The organism is Pseudomonas sp. CFBP 5748 (assembly GCF_053850495.1).
On sequence record NZ_JBSPTN010000001.1, the window covers coordinates 377,147 to 396,509 of the forward strand.

Annotated in this window: 21 protein-coding genes; 12 read left to right on the top strand and 9 right to left on the bottom strand. The window is 60.1% G+C overall.

Annotation, left to right across the window (positions count from 1 at the left end; genetic code table 11):
• Window positions 1–70: 70 nt before the first annotated feature.
• Entirely contained in the window at window positions 71–322 is a 252-nt protein-coding gene (gene oprI, locus ACWNZ1_RS01785) for an outer membrane lipoprotei OprI (protein WP_003199355.1), read from the bottom strand.
• 635 nt (window positions 323–957) lie between these two features.
• On the opposite strand from oprI, the gene ACWNZ1_RS01790 reads away from it, so the two are divergent.
• Entirely contained in the window at window positions 958–1,239 is a 282-nt protein-coding gene (locus ACWNZ1_RS01790) for a GNAT family N-acetyltransferase (protein ID WP_003183779.1), read from the top strand.
• An 85-nt stretch (window positions 1,240–1,324) separates the two neighbouring features.
• On the opposite strand, the gene ACWNZ1_RS01795 is transcribed toward ACWNZ1_RS01790, so the two are convergent.
• The gene (locus tag ACWNZ1_RS01795) at window positions 1,325–2,401 is read right to left on the bottom strand and encodes a 3-deoxy-7-phosphoheptulonate synthase (RefSeq protein ID WP_003183777.1); all 1,077 of its coding nucleotides are present in this window, start codon (window positions 2,399–2,401) and stop codon (window positions 1,325–1,327) included.
• Between the two features lie 268 nt (window positions 2,402–2,669).
• Between ACWNZ1_RS01795 and ACWNZ1_RS01800 the strand changes: the two genes are divergently transcribed.
• From ACWNZ1_RS01800 to cysB, 4 genes are all read left to right on the top strand, one after another.
• Window positions 2,670–3,623, top strand: a complete 954-nt coding sequence (locus tag ACWNZ1_RS01800; RefSeq protein ID WP_135844409.1) for a putative 2-dehydropantoate 2-reductase — start codon at window positions 2,670–2,672, stop codon at window positions 3,621–3,623.
• 21 nt (window positions 3,624–3,644) lie between these two features.
• Window positions 3,645–4,550 carry a 5'-nucleotidase gene (locus ACWNZ1_RS01805; RefSeq protein ID WP_135844410.1) on the top strand — a complete coding sequence of 302 codons (906 nt, stop codon included), beginning with the start codon at window positions 3,645–3,647 and terminating at the stop codon, window positions 4,548–4,550.
• A gap of 96 nt (window positions 4,551–4,646) precedes the next feature.
• The gene (locus tag ACWNZ1_RS01810; protein ID WP_135844411.1) at window positions 4,647–5,147 is read left to right on the top strand and encodes a universal stress protein; all 501 of its coding nucleotides are present in this window, start codon (window positions 4,647–4,649) and stop codon (window positions 5,145–5,147) included.
• Between the two features lie 110 nt (window positions 5,148–5,257).
• Window positions 5,258–6,232, top strand: a complete 975-nt coding sequence (gene cysB, locus ACWNZ1_RS01815; RefSeq protein ID WP_003199376.1) for an HTH-type transcriptional regulator CysB — start codon at window positions 5,258–5,260, stop codon at window positions 6,230–6,232.
• 12 nt (window positions 6,233–6,244) lie between these two features.
• Here the strand turns inward: cysB and ACWNZ1_RS01820 are convergent, their stop codons facing one another.
• Both ACWNZ1_RS01820 and ACWNZ1_RS01825 read right to left on the bottom strand, forming a co-directional pair.
• Window positions 6,245–6,727 carry a GreA/GreB family elongation factor gene (locus tag ACWNZ1_RS01820; protein WP_135844412.1) on the bottom strand — a complete coding sequence of 161 codons (483 nt, stop codon included), beginning with the start codon at window positions 6,725–6,727 and terminating at the stop codon, window positions 6,245–6,247.
• Between the two features lie 2 nt (window positions 6,728–6,729).
• On the bottom strand, window positions 6,730–7,116 hold the full coding sequence (locus ACWNZ1_RS01825) for a cytochrome b/b6 domain-containing protein (RefSeq protein WP_256452393.1): 387 nt from the start codon (window positions 7,114–7,116) through the stop codon (window positions 6,730–6,732).
• Window positions 7,117–7,237: 121 nt separating this feature from the next.
• Here ACWNZ1_RS01825 and earP point away from each other — a divergent pair, with 121 nt between their 5' ends.
• Complete coding sequence (earP, locus tag ACWNZ1_RS01830) at window positions 7,238–8,371, top strand: elongation factor P maturation arginine rhamnosyltransferase EarP (protein WP_135844414.1); 1,134 nt, start codon at window positions 7,238–7,240, stop codon at window positions 8,369–8,371.
• 48 nt (window positions 8,372–8,419) lie between these two features.
• Window positions 8,420–8,989 carry an elongation factor P gene (locus tag ACWNZ1_RS01835; RefSeq protein WP_003199385.1) on the top strand — a complete coding sequence of 190 codons (570 nt, stop codon included), beginning with the start codon at window positions 8,420–8,422 and terminating at the stop codon, window positions 8,987–8,989.
• Between the two features lie 208 nt (window positions 8,990–9,197).
• Here ACWNZ1_RS01835 and ACWNZ1_RS01840 read toward each other — a convergent pair whose 3' ends face one another.
• From ACWNZ1_RS01840 to ACWNZ1_RS01850, 3 genes are all read right to left on the bottom strand, one after another.
• Window positions 9,198–10,211 carry an alpha/beta hydrolase gene (locus ACWNZ1_RS01840; RefSeq protein WP_456027315.1) on the bottom strand — a complete coding sequence of 338 codons (1,014 nt, stop codon included), beginning with the start codon at window positions 10,209–10,211 and terminating at the stop codon, window positions 9,198–9,200.
• A 35-nt stretch (window positions 10,212–10,246) separates the two neighbouring features.
• Window positions 10,247–10,666, bottom strand: a complete 420-nt coding sequence (locus ACWNZ1_RS01845) for an organic hydroperoxide resistance protein (protein WP_135844416.1) — start codon at window positions 10,664–10,666, stop codon at window positions 10,247–10,249.
• Window positions 10,667–11,060: 394 nt separating this feature from the next.
• Complete coding sequence (locus ACWNZ1_RS01850) at window positions 11,061–11,522, bottom strand: MarR family winged helix-turn-helix transcriptional regulator (RefSeq protein WP_135844417.1); 462 nt, start codon at window positions 11,520–11,522, stop codon at window positions 11,061–11,063.
• Between the two features lie 129 nt (window positions 11,523–11,651).
• Between ACWNZ1_RS01850 and ACWNZ1_RS01855 the strand changes: the two genes are divergently transcribed.
• Entirely contained in the window at window positions 11,652–12,419 is a 768-nt protein-coding gene (locus ACWNZ1_RS01855) for a sulfite exporter TauE/SafE family protein (protein ID WP_406550129.1), read from the top strand.
• On the opposite strand, the gene ACWNZ1_RS01860 is transcribed toward ACWNZ1_RS01855, so the two are convergent.
• Window positions 12,409–13,263, bottom strand: coding sequence for a LysR substrate-binding domain-containing protein (locus ACWNZ1_RS01860; RefSeq protein WP_178084303.1), 855 nt, complete (start codon window positions 13,261–13,263; stop codon window positions 12,409–12,411). The genes ACWNZ1_RS01855 and ACWNZ1_RS01860 overlap by 11 nt on opposite strands.
• A gap of 97 nt (window positions 13,264–13,360) precedes the next feature.
• Here ACWNZ1_RS01860 and ACWNZ1_RS01865 point away from each other — a divergent pair, with 97 nt between their 5' ends.
• Window positions 13,361–13,579: a DUF1127 domain-containing protein gene (locus tag ACWNZ1_RS01865; RefSeq protein ID WP_003199394.1), complete on the top strand. Its 219-nt coding sequence runs from the start codon at window positions 13,361–13,363 to the stop codon at window positions 13,577–13,579.
• Window positions 13,580–13,643: 64 nt separating this feature from the next.
• A complete protein-coding gene (locus ACWNZ1_RS01870; protein ID WP_135844420.1) occupies window positions 13,644–14,873 on the top strand; it encodes a winged helix-turn-helix domain-containing protein in 1,230 nt (409 codons plus the stop codon).
• A gap of 133 nt (window positions 14,874–15,006) precedes the next feature.
• Here the strand turns inward: ACWNZ1_RS01870 and ACWNZ1_RS01875 are convergent, their stop codons facing one another.
• Window positions 15,007–16,353 (bottom strand): class II 3-deoxy-7-phosphoheptulonate synthase, encoded by a 1,347-nt coding sequence (locus ACWNZ1_RS01875; protein ID WP_135844421.1) that lies wholly within the window; start codon window positions 16,351–16,353, stop codon window positions 15,007–15,009.
• Between the two features lie 155 nt (window positions 16,354–16,508).
• Here ACWNZ1_RS01875 and ACWNZ1_RS01880 point away from each other — a divergent pair, with 155 nt between their 5' ends.
• Together ACWNZ1_RS01880 and ACWNZ1_RS01885 are read left to right on the top strand one after the other, a co-directional pair.
• Window positions 16,509–17,264 carry a spermidine synthase gene (locus ACWNZ1_RS01880; RefSeq protein WP_135844422.1) on the top strand — a complete coding sequence of 252 codons (756 nt, stop codon included), beginning with the start codon at window positions 16,509–16,511 and terminating at the stop codon, window positions 17,262–17,264.
• A gap of 402 nt (window positions 17,265–17,666) precedes the next feature.
• Window positions 17,667–19,340, top strand: a complete 1,674-nt coding sequence (locus tag ACWNZ1_RS01885; protein ID WP_135844423.1) for a DEAD/DEAH box helicase — start codon at window positions 17,667–17,669, stop codon at window positions 19,338–19,340.
• Window positions 19,341–19,363 lie beyond the last annotated feature (23 nt).

Below are 19,363 nucleotides of genomic sequence, written 5' to 3' on the forward strand. Positions count from 1 at the left end.
CTGGGTAAACACCGGGCAAAAAAAAGCCGACCCAAAAATGGGTCGGCTCGATAACAATCCCGAAGGACTATTACTTGCGGCTAGCTTTGTCCAGCATGCGCAGAGCACGCTCGTTAGCTTCGTCAGCAGTCTGTTGTGCTTTTTGAGCAGCAGCCAGAGCTTCATCAGCTTTACGGTAAGCTTCGTCTGCACGAGCCTGGGAGCGAGCTGCTGCGTCTTCGGTAGCAGTCAGACGTGCTTCGGTTTCTTTCGATGCGCTGCTGCAACCGGTAGCCAGAACTGCGGCCAGGGCCAGAGCAGAGAATTTCAGAACGTTGTTCATCGTGTTCCCCTTCAAGGACTTTCTATTAGTGACTGTCTCCTCAGACTGAGGAGTTAGCCGGCGTACATACTACCCATTACTCGTAGTAAGTAAACTGACGTAGCGCAAGAAGCAAAAAAATTGTAGGCGGTGATTCTTTTTCGAGCAACTTTTCTGAGGATTGTTTGAAAAATATACAGCCTCGGGCCCCTGGCGGGAGCGCGCGGATGAAGGAAAGTTCCGCTTGCAGGAGAACACTTCCAACCCGCGCTAACGTCGTTGTTTATTGATTCAGATGCACTTTTGTACAAAATTTGCTCAATGCCTCAAGCATCTTTATTGGTTATTGGCGGTGACTTTAATAACGGGCGCTCGTCTCAAGACTCAACAACTGGCGATGTTCAGCTATTGCACCTTGGCCGACTACCGCACGACGGTGGCGCTCAATCGATAAACCCGAGAGGGTTTCCCCTTCAATGACGGGCGTGCCTTGAGCATTTGCGTCATTGGTGCCTACTATTCACGACGTGCTCGGGTTTGAGCGGCTGGGTTTTTGACGCTCGGTGACCAGACAGGCACGGGGTGGCGTAGATGTTCCTTCGCCGGAAAAACATCGGTAAGGTAGGGGTCAGCATTCAGACCCGCGAGGAGTAGTGATGAGCGAGGCGTTGTCCATCCACCATGACCAGGCTGGTCATCAGTTCGAGACCAATGTGGACGGTCATCGTGCTTATCTGACCTATATGGACCTGGGCAAACAGACCTTGGATATCTATCGCACTTTCGTGCCCAACGCCTTGCGCGGCAGAGGCATTGCGGCGGCGTTGACCGAAAGGGCGTTGCAGTATGCCGAAGAAATGGGCTACACGGTGATCCCATCCTGCTCCTACGTGGAGCGCTACATGGAGCGTCACCAACGGCACGCGGCGAAGCTCTGACACAACGGATTCCCCAATAAAAACGCCGGACTGAAAAGCCCGGCGTTTTTTTATGCGTTGCTTTTTATGCGTTGAAGCAGGCCGATCAGCTGCGCTGGCGCTTGGGCAGCACGTCCTTGAGTTTGGCGTGCATGCTACGCAGGGTGTTCTCGGTTGCGCTCCAGTCGATGCAGGCATCGGTGATGGAGACGCCGTATTGCAAGTCGGCGAGATCCTTGGGGATCGCCTGGCAGCCCCAGTTCAGATGGCTTTCGACCATCAGGCCGATAATCGACTGGTTGCCTTCCAGGATCTGGTTGGCCACGTTTTCCATCACCAGCGGTTGCAGCGCCGGGTCCTTGTTGGAGTTGGCGTGGCTGCAGTCGACCATGATGTTCGGCTTGATCTTGGCCTTGTTCAGCGCCTGTTCACACAGGGCGACGCTGACCGAGTCGTAGTTCGGCTTGCCGTTGCCACCACGCAGTACCACGTGGCCGTAGGCGTTGCCCTTGGTGGTGACGATCGACACGCCACCTTCCTGGTTGATACCCAGGAAACGATGTGGGCTGGAAACCGACTGCAAGGCGTTGATCGCCACGGTGAGGCCGCCGTCGGTGCCGTTCTTGAAGCCCACGGCCGAGGACAGTCCGGAGGCCATCTCGCGGTGGGTCTGGGATTCGGTGGTGCGCGCGCCGATGGCCGACCAGCTGATCAGGTCCTGCAGGTATTGCGGGGAGATCGGGTCCAGGGCTTCGGTGGCGGTGGGCAGGCCCATTTCGGCCAGGTCCAGCAACAACTGGCGGCCGATGTGCAAGCCGTCCTGGATCTTGAAGGAGTCGTCCAGGTATGGATCGTTGATCAAGCCTTTCCAGCCGACGGTGGTGCGCGGCTTTTCGAAATACACCCGCATCACCAGGTACAGGGTGTCGGAGACTTCCGCGGCCAGCACTTTGAGGCGCTCGGCGTATTCGTGGGCGGCCTTGATGTCATGGATCGAGCAGGGCCCGATGACCACGAACAGGCGATGATCGGTGCCGTCGAGAATGTTGCGAATGACTTCCCGGCCCTTGGTCACGGTGCGCAGGGCAGCATCGCTCAAGGGAATATCGCGCTTGAGCTGGTCAGGCGTGATGAGGGTCTCGTTGGAGGCGACGTTAAGGTCGTTGATCGGTAAATCAGCCATCGTGTTACTCGTCAGGTCACGGGTGCCGGCCGCCAGCGATCCCCGCGCGGCGGTGCACAGCGGATTTTAAGCGCGTCGGGGAGCCGAACCTTATCGCGTTACGAGGCTGCTCGACAATGGGCAAGGGCGGGTTTAATCCCCTATTGACTGGGTAAAAGCCTTTAAGGGGGGGCTGCAAGAGATTCGTGAGCGGATGTAATGAAGATTGCGCGGCGCGCCGCTCACGCTGATAGTGTGCAGGGGCCGTTTACCAGAGGAGGTTGCAAAGATGCAGGCAGGCGTTAAACCGCGGATCGGGATGATCGGCACGGGGGCGATTGGCGGATTCTACGGCGTGATGCTGGCGCGCGCTGGTTTCGACGTGCACTTCTTGCTGCGCAGCGAATTTGGTGCCGTGGCCGACGGCGGCCTGCAGGTCGACAGCGCGGTTCATGGCGCGTTGACCCTCAATCCGGCCCAGGCATATCGCTCGGCGGCCGACATGCCGCCTTGCGACTGGTTGCTGGTCGGCGCCAAGACCACCAGCAATGCCGACCTGGCCCCGGCCATCATCCAGGCTGCCGCTGACGGTGCAAAAGTCCTGTTGCTGCAGAACGGCCTGGATGTCGAGGACGAGCTTCGCCCGTTGCTGCCGGACTCTCTGCATTTGCTGGGCGGCCTGTGCCTGATCTGCGTGCATCGTGTTGGCCCCGGCGTCATCGCCCACCAGGCCCTTGGCGCGGTCAACATTGGGTATCACAGTGGTCCTTGCAATCATCAGGCTGAGCGCATGGCGATTGTCGAGCAAGGGGCGGGGCTGTTCCGCAGTGCCGGTATCGACTCCCAAGCCATGCCTGACCTGCAACAGGCCCGTTGGCAGAAACTGGTGTGGAACGTGCCGTACAACGGCCTTTCGGTGCTGTTGGGCGCCAGCACCACGCCGTTGATGGCTGACGATCACAGTCGTGGATTGATCCAGGCGCTGATGGGGGAAGTGGTGCGCGGCGCCCAGGCGTGCGGCCACCATGTTGCGCCGGGCTACGCCGAGTATCTGTTCGCGATGACCGAAAAGATGCCCGACTACTGGCCGAGCATGTATCACGACTATTCCCACAAACGTGCGCTGGAGCTGGAGGCGATCTACGGCCGGCCATTGGCGGCGGCGAAAGCTGTGGGGTGTGAGCTGCCGAAAATCGAAGCCTTGTATCAGGCGTTGGCGTTCATCGATCGACGCAACCGCTGATCGGGCGAAAGGGGAAGCGACATGGCAAATAACATCGACGACAAACTGGTGCTGGCGATTTCGTCGCGAGCGCTTTTCGATTTGAGTGAAAGCCACAAGGTGTATCTGTCCAGCGGTGTCGAGGCCTATCGGCAATACCAGATCGAGCATGAAGACGAAGTCCTGGCCCCCGGGGACGCGTTCGCCCTTGTGCAAAAGCTGTTGAACCTCAACGAACATTTGGGCCGGGCCCGGGTCGAGGTGATCCTCGTCTCGCGCAACAGTGCCGATACCGGTCTTCGCGTGTTCAACTCGATTCATCACTATGGCCTGGCGATCTCCCGTGCGGCGTTCGTCGGTGGGCGCAGTCCTTATCCTTACCTCAAGGCGTTCGGTTGCGACCTGTTTTTGTCCACTCATGCCGAGGATGTGCGCAGCGCACTGGATGCCGGGTTTGCCGCGGCGACCATTTTGTCGGGTGGCGCCAGCCGCGCCGCCAGCGAAGAATTGCGCATCGCCTTCGACGGCGATGCGGTGCTGTTTTCCGATGAGTCCGAGCGGGTCTACCAGACCGGTGGTCTGGAAGCGTTCCAGGCCAGCGAGCGCCAGGCTGCACGCGAGCCGTTGCGAGGCGGACCGTTCAAGGGTTTCCTGGCGGCGCTCAATGCGCTGCAACGCGAGTTTCCCGAGGACGCCTGTCCGATCCGCACGGCTTTGGTTACTGCCCGTTCGGCGCCAGCGCACGAGCGGGTCATCCGCACGTTGCGCGAGTGGGATATTCGCCTGGACGAATCGCTGTTTCTCGGCGGCCTGACCAAGTCGGCGTTCCTCGAAGCCTTCGCCGCCGATGTGTTTTTCGACGATCAGACGGGCCACTGCGAACTGGCCCGCGAGGTGGTCGCCACGGGGCACGTGCCCCATGGCATCAGTAATGAAGTGAAGCTCTAACTGCCCGTTGTTCAGGACGTTACACCGCACGTCACGCTCCTCTAGGCACTGCTAAGCTGAATCAATCTCCGCCATCTTGGCACGCGAGGAGGTCACATGATTCGTTCGATGCTGTACGCCACAGACCTGGGGCTCTATGCCCCCTATGTGATGCAGCATGCCTTGGCGCTGGCACGGACGTTTGAAGCCGAGTTGTATGTAGTGCATGCGGTAGAACCGATGGGGCTGTTCGCCGAATCGGTGTTGCAAAGCTATCTCGATGAGCAGGCGCTGAACGAATTCCATAGCCAGGGTCTGAATACGGTGATGGCCAATATCGAACAGCGGGTGCTCGACAGCTTTCGAGAGGAGTTGGGGGAGGGGCAGCAGGACTTGAAGCTGATCAAGTCGGTGAGGGTGTACCAGGGCGATCCTTCGCAAGTCATTCTCGAACAGGCTGCGAAACTCTCCGTCGATTTGCTGATCGTCGGCAGCCATTGCCAGGGAGCAAGTGGCGAGAGCCCCTTGGGTAGGACCGCCGCACGGGTATTGCAGTTATCCCGGGTGCCGGTCTACCTGGTGCCGTTGGTGCAGCGCCGACGGCAGGGGGAGGCTTGAGGCTAAATAATAGTGTCTTATAAAAAGTTCTAGATTTATTGTCTAAACCTTCCATATAGTTATATACCGTCGCTGATGCCCGTGGCGTCCAACTGCTTTGAGGGATACATATGAAGCTTCAACAACTGCGCTACATCTGGGAAGTGGCGCACCACGACCTCAACGTTTCCGCTACTGCCCAAAGTCTCTACACGTCGCAACCCGGCATCAGCAAGCAGATCCGCCTGTTGGAAGATGAACTGGGCGTCGAAGTCTTCGCCCGCAGCGGCAAGCACCTGACCCGCGTGACCCCGGCCGGTGAGCGCATCATCACCACGGCTGGCGAGATCCTGCGCAAGGTCGAAAGCATCAAGCAGATCGCCCAGGAATTCTCCAACGAGAAAAAAGGCACCCTGTCGATTGCCACCACCCACACCCAGGCCCGTTATGCGCTGCCTCCGGTGATCAGCAACTTCATCAAGCAATACCCGGACGTGGCGCTGCACATGCACCAGGGCTCGCCGATGCAGATCGCCGAAATGGCTGCCGACGGTACGGTGGATTTCGCCATTGCCACCGAGGCCCTGGAGTTGTTCGGTGACCTGGTGATGATGCCGTGCTATCGCTGGAACCGCTGCGTCGTCGTGCCCCAGGGCCACCCGCTGACCAAGCTGCCAAAGCTGACCCTCGAAGCCTTGGCCGAGTACCCGATCGTCACGTACGTATTTGGTTTCACTGGCCGTTCGAAACTCGACGAAGCCTTCAGCCATCGCGGCCTGACTCCGAAAGTGGTGTTCACCGCCGCCGACGCCGACGTGATCAAGACCTATGTTCGCCTCGGGCTGGGCGTGGGCATCGTGGCGAAAATGGCCGTTGACACCAAGCTCGACAGTGACCTGGTGGTGTTGGATGCCAGCGAGTTGTTCGAGTCCAGCGTGACCAAGATCGGCTTCCGTCGTGGCACCTTTCTGCGCGGTTTCATGTGCGACTTCATCGAGAAGTTTGCCCCGCACCTGACCCGGGAAGTCATGGCCAAGGCCATCCAGTGCCACAACAAGCAGGAACTCGAAGAGCTGTTCGACGGTGTCGAACTGCCGGTGCACTAAGGCCCGACCCTTCTAGATCGCCTCGGTGACAGCGAACTGTTGCCGGGCGCCCGCTACGACGATCTCCACCTCATCCCCTTCGAATTTGCCCAACAGGCCTCGGCCCAGTGGCGAGCGAGGGGTGATGACCGTGATCGGCTGTCCCACCAGCGAAACCTTCAACCCCGCCGCATCGGGCCCCAGAAACAGCCATTGCTGGCGACCCTCCTCGTCCTCCAGCCCGATCAACGTGCCCACCTGAATGCCGCGCTGATCGTCGTATGGCCTGAGCGTCAGGTTTTGGCAAAGGGTCAGGGCCTGGCGGATTTCTTCCACGCGCCTGGCTTGTCCGGCGGCGAGGTAAGACGCTTCCAGGCCCAGGGTGTCGTACTTGTTCTCGGCGATGTTTTCCTCGTGGGTCGCGGTTTCGTAGGCGGTCTGCGCGGCGCGCTCGGCGATGTCGAGATCAATCTTGAGCTTGTCGAGAATCAACTGGTGGACGGTCTGTTTGTTCATGATCATTCACAGAATTGCAAAACGTTGGCGCGGCTTTTTTCGCTGGGCGCGTTCTGGTCCTGTTGCAACCAGAACTGGCACTTGGGGTTGGACAGGTTGCGCGGGTTGCTACGGACCTGATCGAGCGCCTGGCGCTGCTCGTTCCTTTGCAGGTTTTGCTGATACTGCTCGAACATCGGCGTTGGCGGTTCGGGGGGCGGTTGCACGGCCGGTGGTTGCGCCAGTTGATGGACGGCGGCGGCCACCGGGGCCAGTTGTTCGTTGAACAGGAATCTGGACAGCAGCCAGCCGGTCAACACGATGGCGAGGAACCCCAGCCACAGGCCCAGGGCAATGCTGACGGTCAATTGCAAGGCTGAGAGACGCGGGGCTGGCGGGTGATCAGGCATGGCTGCATCCTGGCAGGGGCACGGGGAGGCGATGATTGTCGCATGAAGATTAATCGCCGTCGGCTCTTCTGCATCATCGGTTTATTCGGGACAATCGGAGCTTTGCCACAAGGAGTCGGGAATGACCGTGCGTTGGGATATTTTTTGCACCGTCGTCGATAACTTTGGCGACATTGGCGTTACGTGGCGCCTGGCTCGGCAATTGGTAGCCGAGCATCAATGCACGGTGCGGTTATGGGTCGATGACCTGCGGGCCTTCGAACGGCTGTGTCCGGAAATCGACGTCAGCCTCGGCGAGCAATGGCAGCAGGGCGTGCAGGTGCGTCACTGGCCCAAGGAATGGTTGCCTACCGAGGCGGCTGATGTGGTGATCGCTGCGTTTGCCTGTCAGTTGCCGAGCGCCTACATGGATGCAATGGCCGAGCGCCAGACCACGCCATTGTGGATGAACCTCGATTATCTGAGCGCCGAGGATTGGGTGGTCGGCTGCCATGGCTTGCCGTCGGTCAAATACAAGCATGTGCAGAAGTACTTCTTTTTCCCCGGCTTCCAGGCGGGGACAGGTGGCCTGCTGCGTGAGGCAGGTCTGCTGGAGCGCCGTCGGCAATTTCAACAGAATGCCCAGGCGCAACGAATATTCCTGCAAGGGTTGGGTGTCGATCGGGAGGCGGATGCCTGTCTGATTTCGCTGTTTGCCTACGAAAACGCCGGGCTGGCGAGTTGGTTCGACGCCATGGCAGCCGATACCCAGGCATTTCACGTGCTGGTGCCCGAAGGGCGGGTACTGGGCGATGTCGAGCGTTGGCTTGGGGTCGATGGCCTGAAGGTGGGGGCGCTGCATCGGCGCGGCGCACTGACGGTGCAGGTACTGCCGTTCGTCCGGCAGGATCAGTACGATCAACTATTGTGGTGCTGCGACTTCAACGCCGTGCGTGGCGAAGACTCCTTTGTGCGCGCCCAGTGGGCCGGTCGACCGCTGCTCTGGCACATCTATCAGCAGGAAGAAGACGTTCATCTGGAAAAGCTCGAGGCATTTCTCAGGCTCTATACCCAGGGGCTTTCGCCGGCGGCGCAAAAAGCGATCAGCGGTCTTTGGCGGGCCTGGAATGCCGGCCAGGACATGACCGAACACTGGAAAGCCACCCGCCAAGAGCAGCAGGAACTGGCCGAGCATGCCCAGGCGTGGTGTCTGGAACAGGCCTCGCGAGCCGATCTTGCCGCAGCGCTGGTGAAGTTTTATGGAAATTGGATATGATACGCGGCCTAGATTTTTGTAAATCCCATCCAAATTCGGATATTCGCAATGAAAACTGGTAAAGAACTGAAACCCGGGACCGTGATCCGTCTCGAAAACGATCCTTGGCTGGTTCAGAAAGCTGAGTTCACCAAGTCGGGTCGTAACAGCGCGATCATGAAGACCAAGCTGAAGAACCTGCTGACCGGTTACAAGACCGAGATCGTCTACAGCGCCGATGACAAACTGGACGACGTGATCCTCGACCGCAAAGAAGCGACCCTGTCCTTCATCAGCGGCGACACCTACACGTTCATGGACACCACTGACTACACCATGTACGAGCTGAACGCCGAAGACATCGAAAGCGTTCTGCCGTTCATCGAAGAAGGCATGACCGACGTCTGCGAAGCCGTGTTCTTCGAAGAGCGCCTGGTTTCCGTAGAGCTGCCGACCACCATCGTGCGTCAGGTTGACTACACCGAAGGCTCCGCTCGCGGTGACACTTCCGGCAAGGTGATGAAGCCTGCCAAGCTGAAGAACGGTACCGAGCTGTCGGTTGCTGACTTCATCGAAATCGGCGACATGATCGAGATCGATACCCGCGAAGGCGGTTCCTACAAAGGCCGTGCTAAATAAGCGAAGTCTTGTGTATAAAAAAGCCCGACCATTGAGTCGGGCTTTTTTATTTCCGATGTCTTCTGTTAGACCGGGGGGACAGCGGGAGCTTGTGTGGGGGCAAAGCTTGCTCGCGATACAGACACCTCGGTTCCAGAGGCACCGCGTCGCTTTCATCGCGGGCAAGCCTTGCTCCCACAGCCCTCGCCACAAAGGCTTTGGCCTGCAGTCACTTCAGGTGTTGCTTGAGCTCTTCGGACGCCTGCAACATCGCCGAACGCACCGCTGGCACCTGGCTCACCACGTTGAGTAAACCGTAGTCGTGGATCATGCCGTTATAGCGCACGGCGGTGACGGGCACTCCGGCCGCGTCCAGTTTGCGGGCATAGGCTTCACCCTCATCGCGCAACACATCGGCCTCGGCGGTCTGTACCAACGCTGGCGGCAGGCCCTTGAGTTGTGCGGTCGTGGCCCGCAACGGCGAGGCATAGATCTCGTTACGCTGCCCGGCATCGGTGGTGTAGTTATCCCAGAACCACTTCATCATGTTTTTGCTGAGGAAATGTCCTTCAGCGAACTGGTTGTAGGACGCGGTCTTGAAGCTGGCGTCGGTCACCGGCCACAACAGCGCCTGGAAACGGATCGCCGGCGTGCCTTTGTCCTTGGCCATCAGCGCCACGACGGCCGCCATGTTGCCACCGACGCTGTTGCCTGCCACGGCCAGGCGCTTGCCATCGACGTTGATTTGCTTGCCGTGTTCGGCCACCCATTTCGTCGCGGCGTAAGCCTGGTTGATCGCCACCGGATAGTGCGCCTCGGGTGAGGGCGTGTAGTTGACGAACACCGCGACGGCGCCCGAACCCGCCACCAGATCCCGAACCAGCCGTTCATGGGTCGGGAAGTCTCCCAGGACCCAACCGCCGCCGTGGAAAAACATGAACACGGGCAGCTCACCCTTGACCCCGGCCGGCCGGACGATGGTCAGGCTGATCGGCTGGCCATCGACCTGGATGGTTTTCTCGCTGACGTCAGCCTTGGGCAAGGTCAGTTTCACACCTGCCTGGGCGCCGACCAGGACGGCGCGGGCGTCCTTGGGCGACAGCTGCTCCAATGGCTTGCCGGTGCCGGCATTCAGCGCATCGAGAAACGCCTGGGTGTTGTGTTCGACGATGCCGTCGGCGAAGGCGCTGCTGACGCTGAGCGCGAGAAGGGTGCCGGTCAGGGCTTTGCTGAGCGTGTTCATGTGCATCTCCTTAAGTTCGGGTCCAAGGTGGGTGGTTAGACGGTGACGTGCAGGCGCACATCAACGTTGCCGCGGGTGGCGTTGGAGTACGGGCAGACTTGGTGAGCCGCATCCACCAGGCTTTGCGCGTCGGTCTGCTCCAGGCCTGGCAGGCTGATATGCAGGTCGATGTCGAGGCCGAAACCGCCGGGGATCTGGCCGATGCCGACATGGGCGGTAATCGAGGCGTCGTCGGGGATTTTGCGTTTGCTTTGGCTGGCAACGAATTTCAGCGCGCCGATGAAGCAGGCCGAGTAGCCAGCGGCGAACAGTTGCTCAGGGTTGGTGGCCGCGCCACCGGCACCGCCGAGTTCCTTGGGCGTGGCGAGTTTGACGTCGAGGATGTTGTCGCTGGAGATCGCACGACCGTCACGGCCGCCAGTGGAGGTTGCGATTGCGGTGTAGAGAGTTTGCATGGTGAGAGCCTCGCTTTGGGTTGGTTTTTTCGCGCTAAATGTTTGCGCGCTAAGTAGGTGTGAAGCGAATGTATAGCGCTAATATTTTGCGCGCAAGTTAAATTTTCGAGATGAGTTGAATTTGAGAAGCTGAAAGGGCGTGTAACCCTTGAGCTAGAGCTGTTTCAGAGGGTTGAATTTTTTTTCAGTGACGCCAGGCTGAACGCAACATTCAGGCTCGCCACGATTCTCCTGTGGGAGCGGGCTTGCTCGCGAAAGCGGTGGGTCAGTCAGAGATAATTCAGGATGTGCCGCCGCCTTCGCGAGCAAGCCCGCTCCCACATTGGATTTGTGGTGTTCACAGCGTTTGGGTTTGACTCAGGTACCTGTGGGAGCGTCGCTCCCACAGGGAAAGTCAGAGGCTGCCCTGCAAATTCCCGCGCAGTGCCTGCAGGTCCAGTTGCAGTTTTTTCAACTGCTCCAGGGTCTGGCCGCTGGCGGCGAGGATGCATTGGGGGATGTCGAGGGCCTTTTGCTGCAGGGCGCGGCCCTGTGCGGTGAGTTCGACAATCACCACGCGTTCGTCTTCACGGCTGCGGGTGCGGCTCAGCAGGCCTTCGGCTTCCAGGCGCTTGAGCAGCGGGGTCAGGGAGCCGGGGTCAGTGAGCAGGCGTGTGCTGATTTCACCGACGGTCAATCCGTCCTTTTCCCACAACACCATCATCGCCAGGTATTGCGGATAAGTCAGGCCGAGGGCCTGTAGCAGCGGCTTGTAGACTTTGGTCATCAGCAGCGATGTGGAGTGCAGGGCGAAACAGACCTGGTTGTCGAGCAACAGGGCTTCGCAGGCTTCGGGGGTGTCGCGCGGGGTGCTCATGGCAAAAACCTTCAATCAATGATCGTGACAAATCTAGCGGGCGAACCTTTAATGCGCCAGATAATTCTGACGTTCTGATCAGATGTTACGTTCCCCCGCTGGCGCCGACTGCGTAGGATAAGCGTCCTGATGAAAGGGGAATCGTCTGTGATCGAATTTGTAATTTTTGTGGCGTTCGGTGCCGTGTTAGGCACCCTTGGGGGATTGTTCGGCATTGGTGGCGGCTTGATTGCAATTCCGGTGCTGGGCGTTTGGTTCGGCCTCGACCAGCAACTCGCCCAAGGTACGGCCCTGGTCATGGTGGTACCCAACGTGATGCTCGCGTTGTGGCGCTATCACCAGCGCAATCGCCTCGAGTTGCGCCATGTGCTACCGCTGGCTTGCATGGGTTTTTGCTTTGCCTGGTTGGGTTCGATCTGGGCCGTGGGTATTGATGCAGAAAGCATGCGTATTGGCTTCGTGGCGTTCCTGATTGCCTTGACGATCTACAACCTTGTACGAATGTTCGCGGCCACTGCCCCCGTGTCGGCGCAGATGCGTTATGGCTGGCCATGGCTCGCCGTGTTGGGAGCGGCATCCGGGACCATGGGCGGTTTGTTTGGTGTGGGTGGGGCCGTTGTCGCGACACCGATCCTGACCAGTGTGTTCGGCACTACCCAGGTGGTTGCCCAAGGCTTGTCCCTGGCGCTGGCCTTGCCCAGTACCGGCGTGACCCTCGCCACTTATGCGTTTCATCACGAGGTGGACTGGAGTATCGGCCTGCCGCTGGCGATCGGTGGCCTGCTGAGCATCAGTTGGGGGGTGAAAGTTGCCCACGCGCTGCCGGAGCGACTGCTGCGCGGGCTGTTCTGCGGTTTCCTGGTGATCTGCGCGGTGCTGCTCGCCTTTAAAGTTTGAAGCCTTCGACGATGTGTTCGGCCAGGCACTCGGTGATCGGCGACGGATTATGCAGGTTGCGGATCAACATGATGCTGGCCTCGGGCAGCTCCGGGAGGTCTTCGGCTTCGCCGAGCACGCGCATGTCCGCGGGCAACAGGCTTTCCAGTTGTGCGGTGATCGCCAGGCCCGCGCCCACCACTGCCATGAGCGCCGACAAGCTGGAGCTGTTGTACGCCACGCGATAATCGCGGCCCATGGCATCCAGCGCATTGCAGGCCCATTGCCGACAGAAGCAATCACTGTTGAACATCGCCAGTGGCAGCGGTGTTTTTTCATGGACGTTGAAGCAGGCGGCTTCGGCCCAGACAAAGCGTTCCTTGCGCAGTAACTGGCCGATTTCGTCCCCCGGTTTACGGGTGACGATGGACAGGTCCAGGTCTTGGCGCTGCAGCAGCTGCTTGGACGATTCGCAGTGCACTTCAATTTCGATCAGCGGGTAGAACTGGGCGAAACGCTGGAGGATCCCCGGCAGGAACCGCATCACATAATCGTCCGGCGTGCCGATGCGCACCGTGCCGACCATGTGCGGCTCGCGCAGGGTATTGAACACCTCACTGTGCAGTTTGAGGATCCGCCGGGCGTAACCCAGCAGCACCTGGCCTTCGGCGGTGAGTTTGACCTGGCGACCGTCGCGCTCGAACAGCCGGCGCTGCAGCACATCTTCTTCCAGCCGCTTCATCTGCATGCTGACGGCCGACTGCGTGCGATTGACCAACTCACCGGCCCGAGTGAAGCCGCCCTGGTCAGCGATGGCGACAAAGGTGCGCAGTACTTCGGTATCGATGCTCGGGTAACTCGACAATTGATCAATCTCCGAGATGTATTGCATAAGAAACATTCGTTGGATTGATCTTAGCGTTAGCGTGAGACTTGAGCCATCCCCAACGGAGGACATCACGATGAAAGGTCAAAAAGGATATCTACTGATAGACAAACTCTCCCACGGCTTTTCGGTCAGCGCCCTGCTGCACAAGTTTAGTCGCTGGTACGAATTGCACCATGAACGCGAACTGCTCGCCGGAATGAGCGACGAGGCGCTCAAGGACATTGGTGTCAGCCGTGCCGACGTGGAGCAGGAAGTGGTTCGGCCATTCTGGGATGACCCAATGCACAAATGAGCCATCCTTTCCTACACAAACCCCTTATTGGTGAGGTAGGTTGCGAGCAGACAAGGAGATCTTCATGCCCGCGACTCAGTCCTTTACCCTCAAACAGGCCCGGCGTCTGGCGTTGTCCGCCCAAGGATTCGATGGGCGGTCATCGCCGGCTTCGGTGCAACCGGCGCGCCTCAACCGTCTGATCGAACGCCTCGGTGTCGTGCAGATCGACTCAGTCAATGCGTTGGTGCGCTCGCACTACCTCCCGCTGTTTTCCCGTCTTGGTCACTACAACCCCGATTTGCTCGATCAAGCTGCCTGGAGTCAGGGCCGACGTCGCACGCTGTTCGAATACTGGGGCCATGAAGCGTCGCTGCTGCCAATGTCCATGTATCCGCTGATGCGCTGGCGCATGAATCGTGCGTCCCGTGGCGAAGGTATTTATCAGCAGTTGGCGCGTTTCGGTCATGAACGCCGGGATGTCATTCGCCGCGTCCTGGCTTCGGTCCAGGAGCAGGGCGCCATTGGCGCGGGCAGCTTGTCCACGCGCCAGGAAAAGGCCGGACCCTGGTGGGACTGGAGCGTCGAAAAGCACGCGTTGGAATGGCTGTTCGCCGCAGGTGAAGTCACGGTGGCGGGGCGGCGGGGTTTCGAGCGGCTTTACGATTTGCCGGAACGGGTACTCCCGGCCGCAGTCCTGCAGCAAGCGCTGCCCGACGAGGCCCAGGCTCAACGCGGCTTGCTGCTGCATGCCGCTGACGCCTTGGGCGTTGCCACCGAGAAAGACTTGCGCGACTACTTTCGCCTCGCTCCGGCTGACTGCCGTGGGCGACTGGCCGAACTGGAAGAGGCCGGTGATCTGTGGCGTTGCCAGGTGCAGGGTTGGAAGCAACCGGCCTGGTGTCGACCCACCGTGAAAATCCCGCGCAAAGTGACGGCCAGCGCCTTGCTGTCGCCGTTCGATTCGCTGGTCTGGGAGCGCAGCCGTACCGAGCGGCTTTTCGATTTTCGCTATCGATTGGAGATTTACACCCCGGCTGACAAGCGGGTGTACGGCTACTACGTCTTGCCGTTCCTGCACAATGAACGCATCGCGGCGCGGGTCGATCTGCGGGCAGAGCGAGCCCTCGGGCGATTGGCGGTGCATGCCGTGCATGAGGAGGAGCCGGGGCTGGACGAGGAGGGGATACAGGCGTTGGCGATAAACCTGCGGCGCATGGCTGACTGGTTGGGGTTGGCGCGGGTTCAGTTGAATTGCCGGCGGGTGAGTGGGGTTCGGTTGGCGGTGGCGTTGGCTGAGATTGGTGGTGACTGAACTGGCCTCTTCGCGAGCAAGCCCGCTCCCACATTGACTGCGTCGTTCACAAATATTGTGTTCACCAGAGATCAAATGTGGGAGCGAGCTCGCTCACGATAGCAGTCCAACAGCCGACGAATGCTTTACTGACTCACCGCCGAACCTGCTTCAACGTCTCGGCAATCAAGAACGCCAATTCCAGCGACTGATCGGCGTTCATCCGCGGGTCGCAGTGGGTGTGGTAGCGGTCCGATAGTCCGTCTTCGGTGATCGGTCGCGCGCCGCCGATGCATTCGGTGACGTTCTGCCCGGTCATCTCGATGTGAATCCCGCCGGCATAGGTGCCTTCGGCCTGGTGGACCTGGAAGAACTGCTTCACTTCGCCGAGGATCTGCGCGAAGTCCCGGGTCTTGTAGCCGCTGCTGGCCTTGATGGTGTTGCCGTGCATCGGGTCGGAGCTCCACAGCACCTGCTTGCCTTCGCGCTGCACGGCGCGCAACAGCGGCGGCAGGTGCTCGCCGACCTTGTTTGCGCCCATCCGCGCGATCAGGTTCAGCCGGCCCGGGTCGTTGTCCGGGTTGAGCACGTCGATCAGGCGGATCAGATCGTCGGGGTCCATGGTCGGCCCGACCTTGACCCCGATCGGGTTGTTCACCCCACGCAGGAATTCCACATGGGCACCGTCCAATTGACGGGTGCGGTCGCCGATCCACAGCATGTGGGCCGAGCAGTCGTAGTATTCGTTGGTCAGGCTGTCACGGCGCACGAAGGCTTCTTCGTAATTGAGCAGCAGCGCTTCGTGGGCGGTGAAGAAGCTGGTCTCGCGCAGTTGCGGCGAGCTGTCCATGCCGCAAGCGCGCATGAAGGCCAGGGTTTCGTCGATGCGGTCGGCCAGGTGGCTGTACTTTTCCGCCAGGGCCGAATTGGCGATGAAATCCAGATTCCACTTGTGCACCTGGTGCAGATCGGCGAACCCGCCCTGGGCGAACGCTCGCAACAAGTTCAGCGTGGCAGTGGACTGGTGGTAGGACTGCAGCAGCCGCTCCGGGTCTGGTACACGGCTTTTCTCGTCGAAACCGATGCCGTTGACGATGTCGCCCCGGTAGGCCGGTAGGGTCACACCATCAATGGTCTCATCGTTGGCCGAGCGCGGCTTGGCGAACTGGCCGGCCATGCGCCCAACCTTGACCACCGGGCAACCGGCGGCAAAGGTCATGACGATCGCCATTTGCAGCAACACCTTGAAAGTGTCGCGAATCTTCGCCGCCGAGAACTCGGCAAAGCTTTCGGCGCAGTCGCCGCCCTGTAGGAGGAAGGCCCGGCCCTGGGTCACCTCGGCGAACTGACGGCGCAACTCCCGGGCTTCACCGGCAAACACCAGTGGCGGATAACTGGCCAGGGTCTGCTCCACCTGCAACAGATGCGCTGCATCGGGGTACCGGGGTTGTTGCTGGATCGGCAGGGCGCGCCAGCTTTCAGGGCTCCAGGGTTGGCTCATCATGATCTCTAAGGTGATTTAAGCTCGGGTGGCCATGTTATCAGCAATTAGTGCGTGACCTGTTTGTGTCGCTTCGCGGACAATTGCACCTTTGCCCAGTTTGCGCATAGGTTCAACGGGTTGCTGCAGTCGTCCGGTGACCATCAGGAGATGAAATGACAGAGGAGCGCGTCGAGCATCTGCTCGCCGAGGTGCATGACGAGTTCGGCATGATCCGCGTACTCGAAGTGGCCGATTACCGGTTTCTTGAATTCGGTGATGCCATCGAGCAGAGCTGCGTGTTCACGGCTGATCCGAGCTGGCTCGAATACGATTACACCCGTGCGATGCTGATCGGTGCGCTGTGCCATGAGCAGCCGGAGAGTGCGTTGTTCCTGGGGCTGGGGGCGGGGACGCTGACCCAGGCCTGCCTCAAGTTCCTGCCGCTGGAAGATGTCGAGGCCATCGAACTGCGCCCCGATGTGCCGCGCCTGGCCATCGAGTACCTGGGGTTGGACGACGATCCGCGGCTGTACATCCGCGTCGGCGATGCCCTGGAACTGCTGGAAACCGCCGAGCCGGCGGACCTGATTTTCGTCGACCTTTATACCGATGTGGGCCCTGGCGTCGGGCACCTGGCCTGGGGTTTCCTGGAAAACTGCCAGAAACGCCTCAACCCGGGCGGCTGGCTGGTGATCAACCAGTGGGCCACCGACGATGGCAAACCGTTGGGCGCGGCATTGCTGCGTGGCCTGTACCATCGTCATTACTGGGAGCTGCCGGTGAAGGAGGGCAATGTGATCCTGATCGTGCCGGCTGACCTGGACCAGTCGCTGGACATGCAAGGCCTGGTGGCCCGGGCTGAAGGGCTGGCACCGCGATTGGGTTATTCGCTGCAGTCGTTGATCAAGGCGATCCGGCCGGCGACTTGAAACACGTCCAGGGTGTGACAACCCCACAGGTAAAGATGAACCGTTTTAGCATCCCGCCCCCACAGCGCCGGGCCTTTGCGAAACAGACGATTTTGCAGTGATCCCCAAAGCCTGTGGCAGAGAGCCATATACCGGGCTTTTCCGATAAAAAAAGCTCCCTTTTTGGGCAAATTCCGGTATAGTGCGCGCCGGCCTTTAGCCGGGCCGCGTCAAGGTAGCGCAATTCCCCGAAGCCAGCTTCGGTTGCATGTCCGCACAACGGATGCTTCCACGACGTTCTTATTCATTCATTCGTTTTCGCAAATCCCCGCCGACAAAGCAGCCAGGGCGACTCTTGAGTCTCAACACGGCACGCGCAGCTTTGGAGCATGGGTCTTTGCGGATGCACTTAGAGGCAGACCCATGACCCAGGAAACCGGCGGCTTCGCCGCTTTTAATCTTAATCCGAACATTCTTGCAGCCGTCACCGCGACCGGCTACGAAGAACCTTCGGCGATTCAGCAGCAATCGATCCCGATCATCATGGCCGGCCACGACATGATTGGCCAGGCGCAAACCGGTACGGGTAAAACCGCTGCGTTCGCCCTGCCGATCCTGCATCGCATCGATCCTGCCAAGCGCGAGCCGCAAGCCCTGATCCTGGCGCCAACCCGCGAGTTGGCGCTGCAAGTAGCAACCGCTTTCGAAACCTACGCCAAGCAAATGCCCGGCGTTACCGTTGTGGCCGTCTACGGTGGTGCCCCGATGGGCCCACAACTGAAAGCCATCCGTAATGGCGCCCAGATCGTGGTCGCCACTCCGGGTCGTCTGTGCGACCACCTGCGTCGTGACGAAAAAGTTCTGGCTACCGTGAACCATCTGGTTCTCGACGAAGCCGACGAAATGCTCAAGCTGGGTTTCATGGATGACCTGGAAGTCATCTTCAAGGCCCTGCCAGCGACCCGTCAGACTGTACTGTTCTCGGCCACCCTGCCGCAGTCGATCCGTGCCATTGCCGAGCGCCACCTGCGCGATCCGCAACACGTGAAGATCCAGACCAAGACCCAGACCGTTACCGCGATCGAGCAGGCTCACCTGCTGGTTCACGCTGACCAGAAGACCTCGGCTGTATTGAGCCTGCTGGAAGTCGAGGATTTCGACGCCCTGATCATGTTCGTGCGCACCAAGCAAGCGACCCTGGACCTGGCCAGTGCCCTGGAAGCCAAAGGCTACAAAGCCGCTGCGCTGAACGGTGACATCGCCCAGAACCAGCGTGAGCGCGTGATCGAGTCCCTCAAGGATGGCCGTCTGGACATCGTTGTGGCAACCGACGTCGCCGCCCGCGGCCTGGACGTTCCGCGCATCACCCACGTGTTCAACGTGGACATGCCGTACGATCCGGAATCCTACGTTCACCGTATCGGCCGTACTGGCCGTGCCGGTCGCGAAGGTCGTGCACTGCTGCTGGTCACCCCGCGTGAGCGCCGCATGCTGCAAGTGATCGAGCGTGTGACCGGTCAGAAGGTGGCTGAAGTTCGCTTGCCGGATGCCCAGGCCGTTCTCGATGCCCGCATCAAGAAACTGACCAACAGCTTGTCGCCGCTGGTGGCTGACGCCGAATCGACCCACGGTGATCTGCTCGATCGCCTGACCGCCGACATCGGTTGCACCCCGCGTGCCCTGGCCGCCGCACTGCTGCGCAAGGCCACCAATGGCCAGGCGCTGACCCTGGCTGCGATCGAGAAGGAACGTCCTCTGGTGCCGAACAACGCACCGCGTGGCGACCGTCCTGAGCGTACCGGTGACCGTCCGGACCGTGGTGATCGCGAGCGTCGTGCGCCGATCCCGCTGGCCGAAGGCCGTGCTCGTTGCCGTACCGCGCTGGGTGCCCGTGACGGCATCGCAGCCAAGAACCTGCTGGGGGCCATCCTCAACGAAGGCGGCCTGGCGCGTGAAGCCATCGGTCGCATCCAAGTGCGTGACAGCTTCAGCCTGGTGGAACTGCCGGAAGATGGTCTGGAGAAGTTGCTGACCAAACTGAAGGACACCCGTGTGGCCGGCAAGCAGCTCAAACTGCGTCGCTATCGCGAAGATTGATCGGCTTGCGGGCTGATTGATCG

What these genes read in the sequence shown, in the direction of transcription:
- ACWNZ1_RS01885 (WP_135844423.1), top strand. Translation starts at nt 17,667, where the DNA reads ATGACCCAGGAAACCGGCGGCTTCGCCGCTTTTAATCTTAATCCGAAC.
- ACWNZ1_RS01825 (WP_256452393.1), bottom strand. Translation starts at nt 7,116, where the DNA reads ATGCCTGATCACCCGCCAGCCCCGCGTCTCTCAGCCTTGCAATTGACC.
- ACWNZ1_RS01820 (WP_135844412.1), bottom strand. Translation starts at nt 6,727, where the DNA reads ATGAACAAACAGACCGTCCACCAGTTGATTCTCGACAAGCTCAAGATT.
- ACWNZ1_RS01800 (WP_135844409.1), top strand. Translation starts at nt 2,670, where the DNA reads ATGCAGGCAGGCGTTAAACCGCGGATCGGGATGATCGGCACGGGGGCG.
- ACWNZ1_RS01835 (WP_003199385.1), top strand. Translation starts at nt 8,420, where the DNA reads ATGAAAACTGGTAAAGAACTGAAACCCGGGACCGTGATCCGTCTCGAA.
- ACWNZ1_RS01840 (WP_456027315.1), bottom strand. Translation starts at nt 10,211, where the DNA reads ATGAACACGCTCAGCAAAGCCCTGACCGGCACCCTTCTCGCGCTCAGC.
- ACWNZ1_RS01875 (WP_135844421.1), bottom strand. Translation starts at nt 16,353, where the DNA reads ATGAGCCAACCCTGGAGCCCTGAAAGCTGGCGCGCCCTGCCGATCCAG.
- ACWNZ1_RS01855 (WP_406550129.1), top strand. Translation starts at nt 11,652, where the DNA reads ATGAAAGGGGAATCGTCTGTGATCGAATTTGTAATTTTTGTGGCGTTC.
- ACWNZ1_RS01880 (WP_135844422.1), top strand. Translation starts at nt 16,509, where the DNA reads ATGACAGAGGAGCGCGTCGAGCATCTGCTCGCCGAGGTGCATGACGAG.
- ACWNZ1_RS01870 (WP_135844420.1), top strand. Translation starts at nt 13,644, where the DNA reads ATGCCCGCGACTCAGTCCTTTACCCTCAAACAGGCCCGGCGTCTGGCG.
- ACWNZ1_RS01805 (WP_135844410.1), top strand. Translation starts at nt 3,645, where the DNA reads ATGGCAAATAACATCGACGACAAACTGGTGCTGGCGATTTCGTCGCGA.
- ACWNZ1_RS01795 (WP_003183777.1), bottom strand. Translation starts at nt 2,401, where the DNA reads ATGGCTGATTTACCGATCAACGACCTTAACGTCGCCTCCAACGAGACC.
- cysB (WP_003199376.1), top strand. Translation starts at nt 5,258, where the DNA reads ATGAAGCTTCAACAACTGCGCTACATCTGGGAAGTGGCGCACCACGAC.
- earP (WP_135844414.1), top strand. Translation starts at nt 7,238, where the DNA reads ATGACCGTGCGTTGGGATATTTTTTGCACCGTCGTCGATAACTTTGGC.
- oprI (WP_003199355.1), bottom strand. Translation starts at nt 322, where the DNA reads ATGAACAACGTTCTGAAATTCTCTGCTCTGGCCCTGGCCGCAGTTCTG.
- ACWNZ1_RS01850 (WP_135844417.1), bottom strand. Translation starts at nt 11,522, where the DNA reads ATGAGCACCCCGCGCGACACCCCCGAAGCCTGCGAAGCCCTGTTGCTC.
- ACWNZ1_RS01845 (WP_135844416.1), bottom strand. Translation starts at nt 10,666, where the DNA reads ATGCAAACTCTCTACACCGCAATCGCAACCTCCACTGGCGGCCGTGAC.
- ACWNZ1_RS01810 (WP_135844411.1), top strand. Translation starts at nt 4,647, where the DNA reads ATGATTCGTTCGATGCTGTACGCCACAGACCTGGGGCTCTATGCCCCC.
- ACWNZ1_RS01865 (WP_003199394.1), top strand. Translation starts at nt 13,361, where the DNA reads ATGAAAGGTCAAAAAGGATATCTACTGATAGACAAACTCTCCCACGGC.
- ACWNZ1_RS01790 (WP_003183779.1), top strand. Translation starts at nt 958, where the DNA reads ATGAGCGAGGCGTTGTCCATCCACCATGACCAGGCTGGTCATCAGTTC.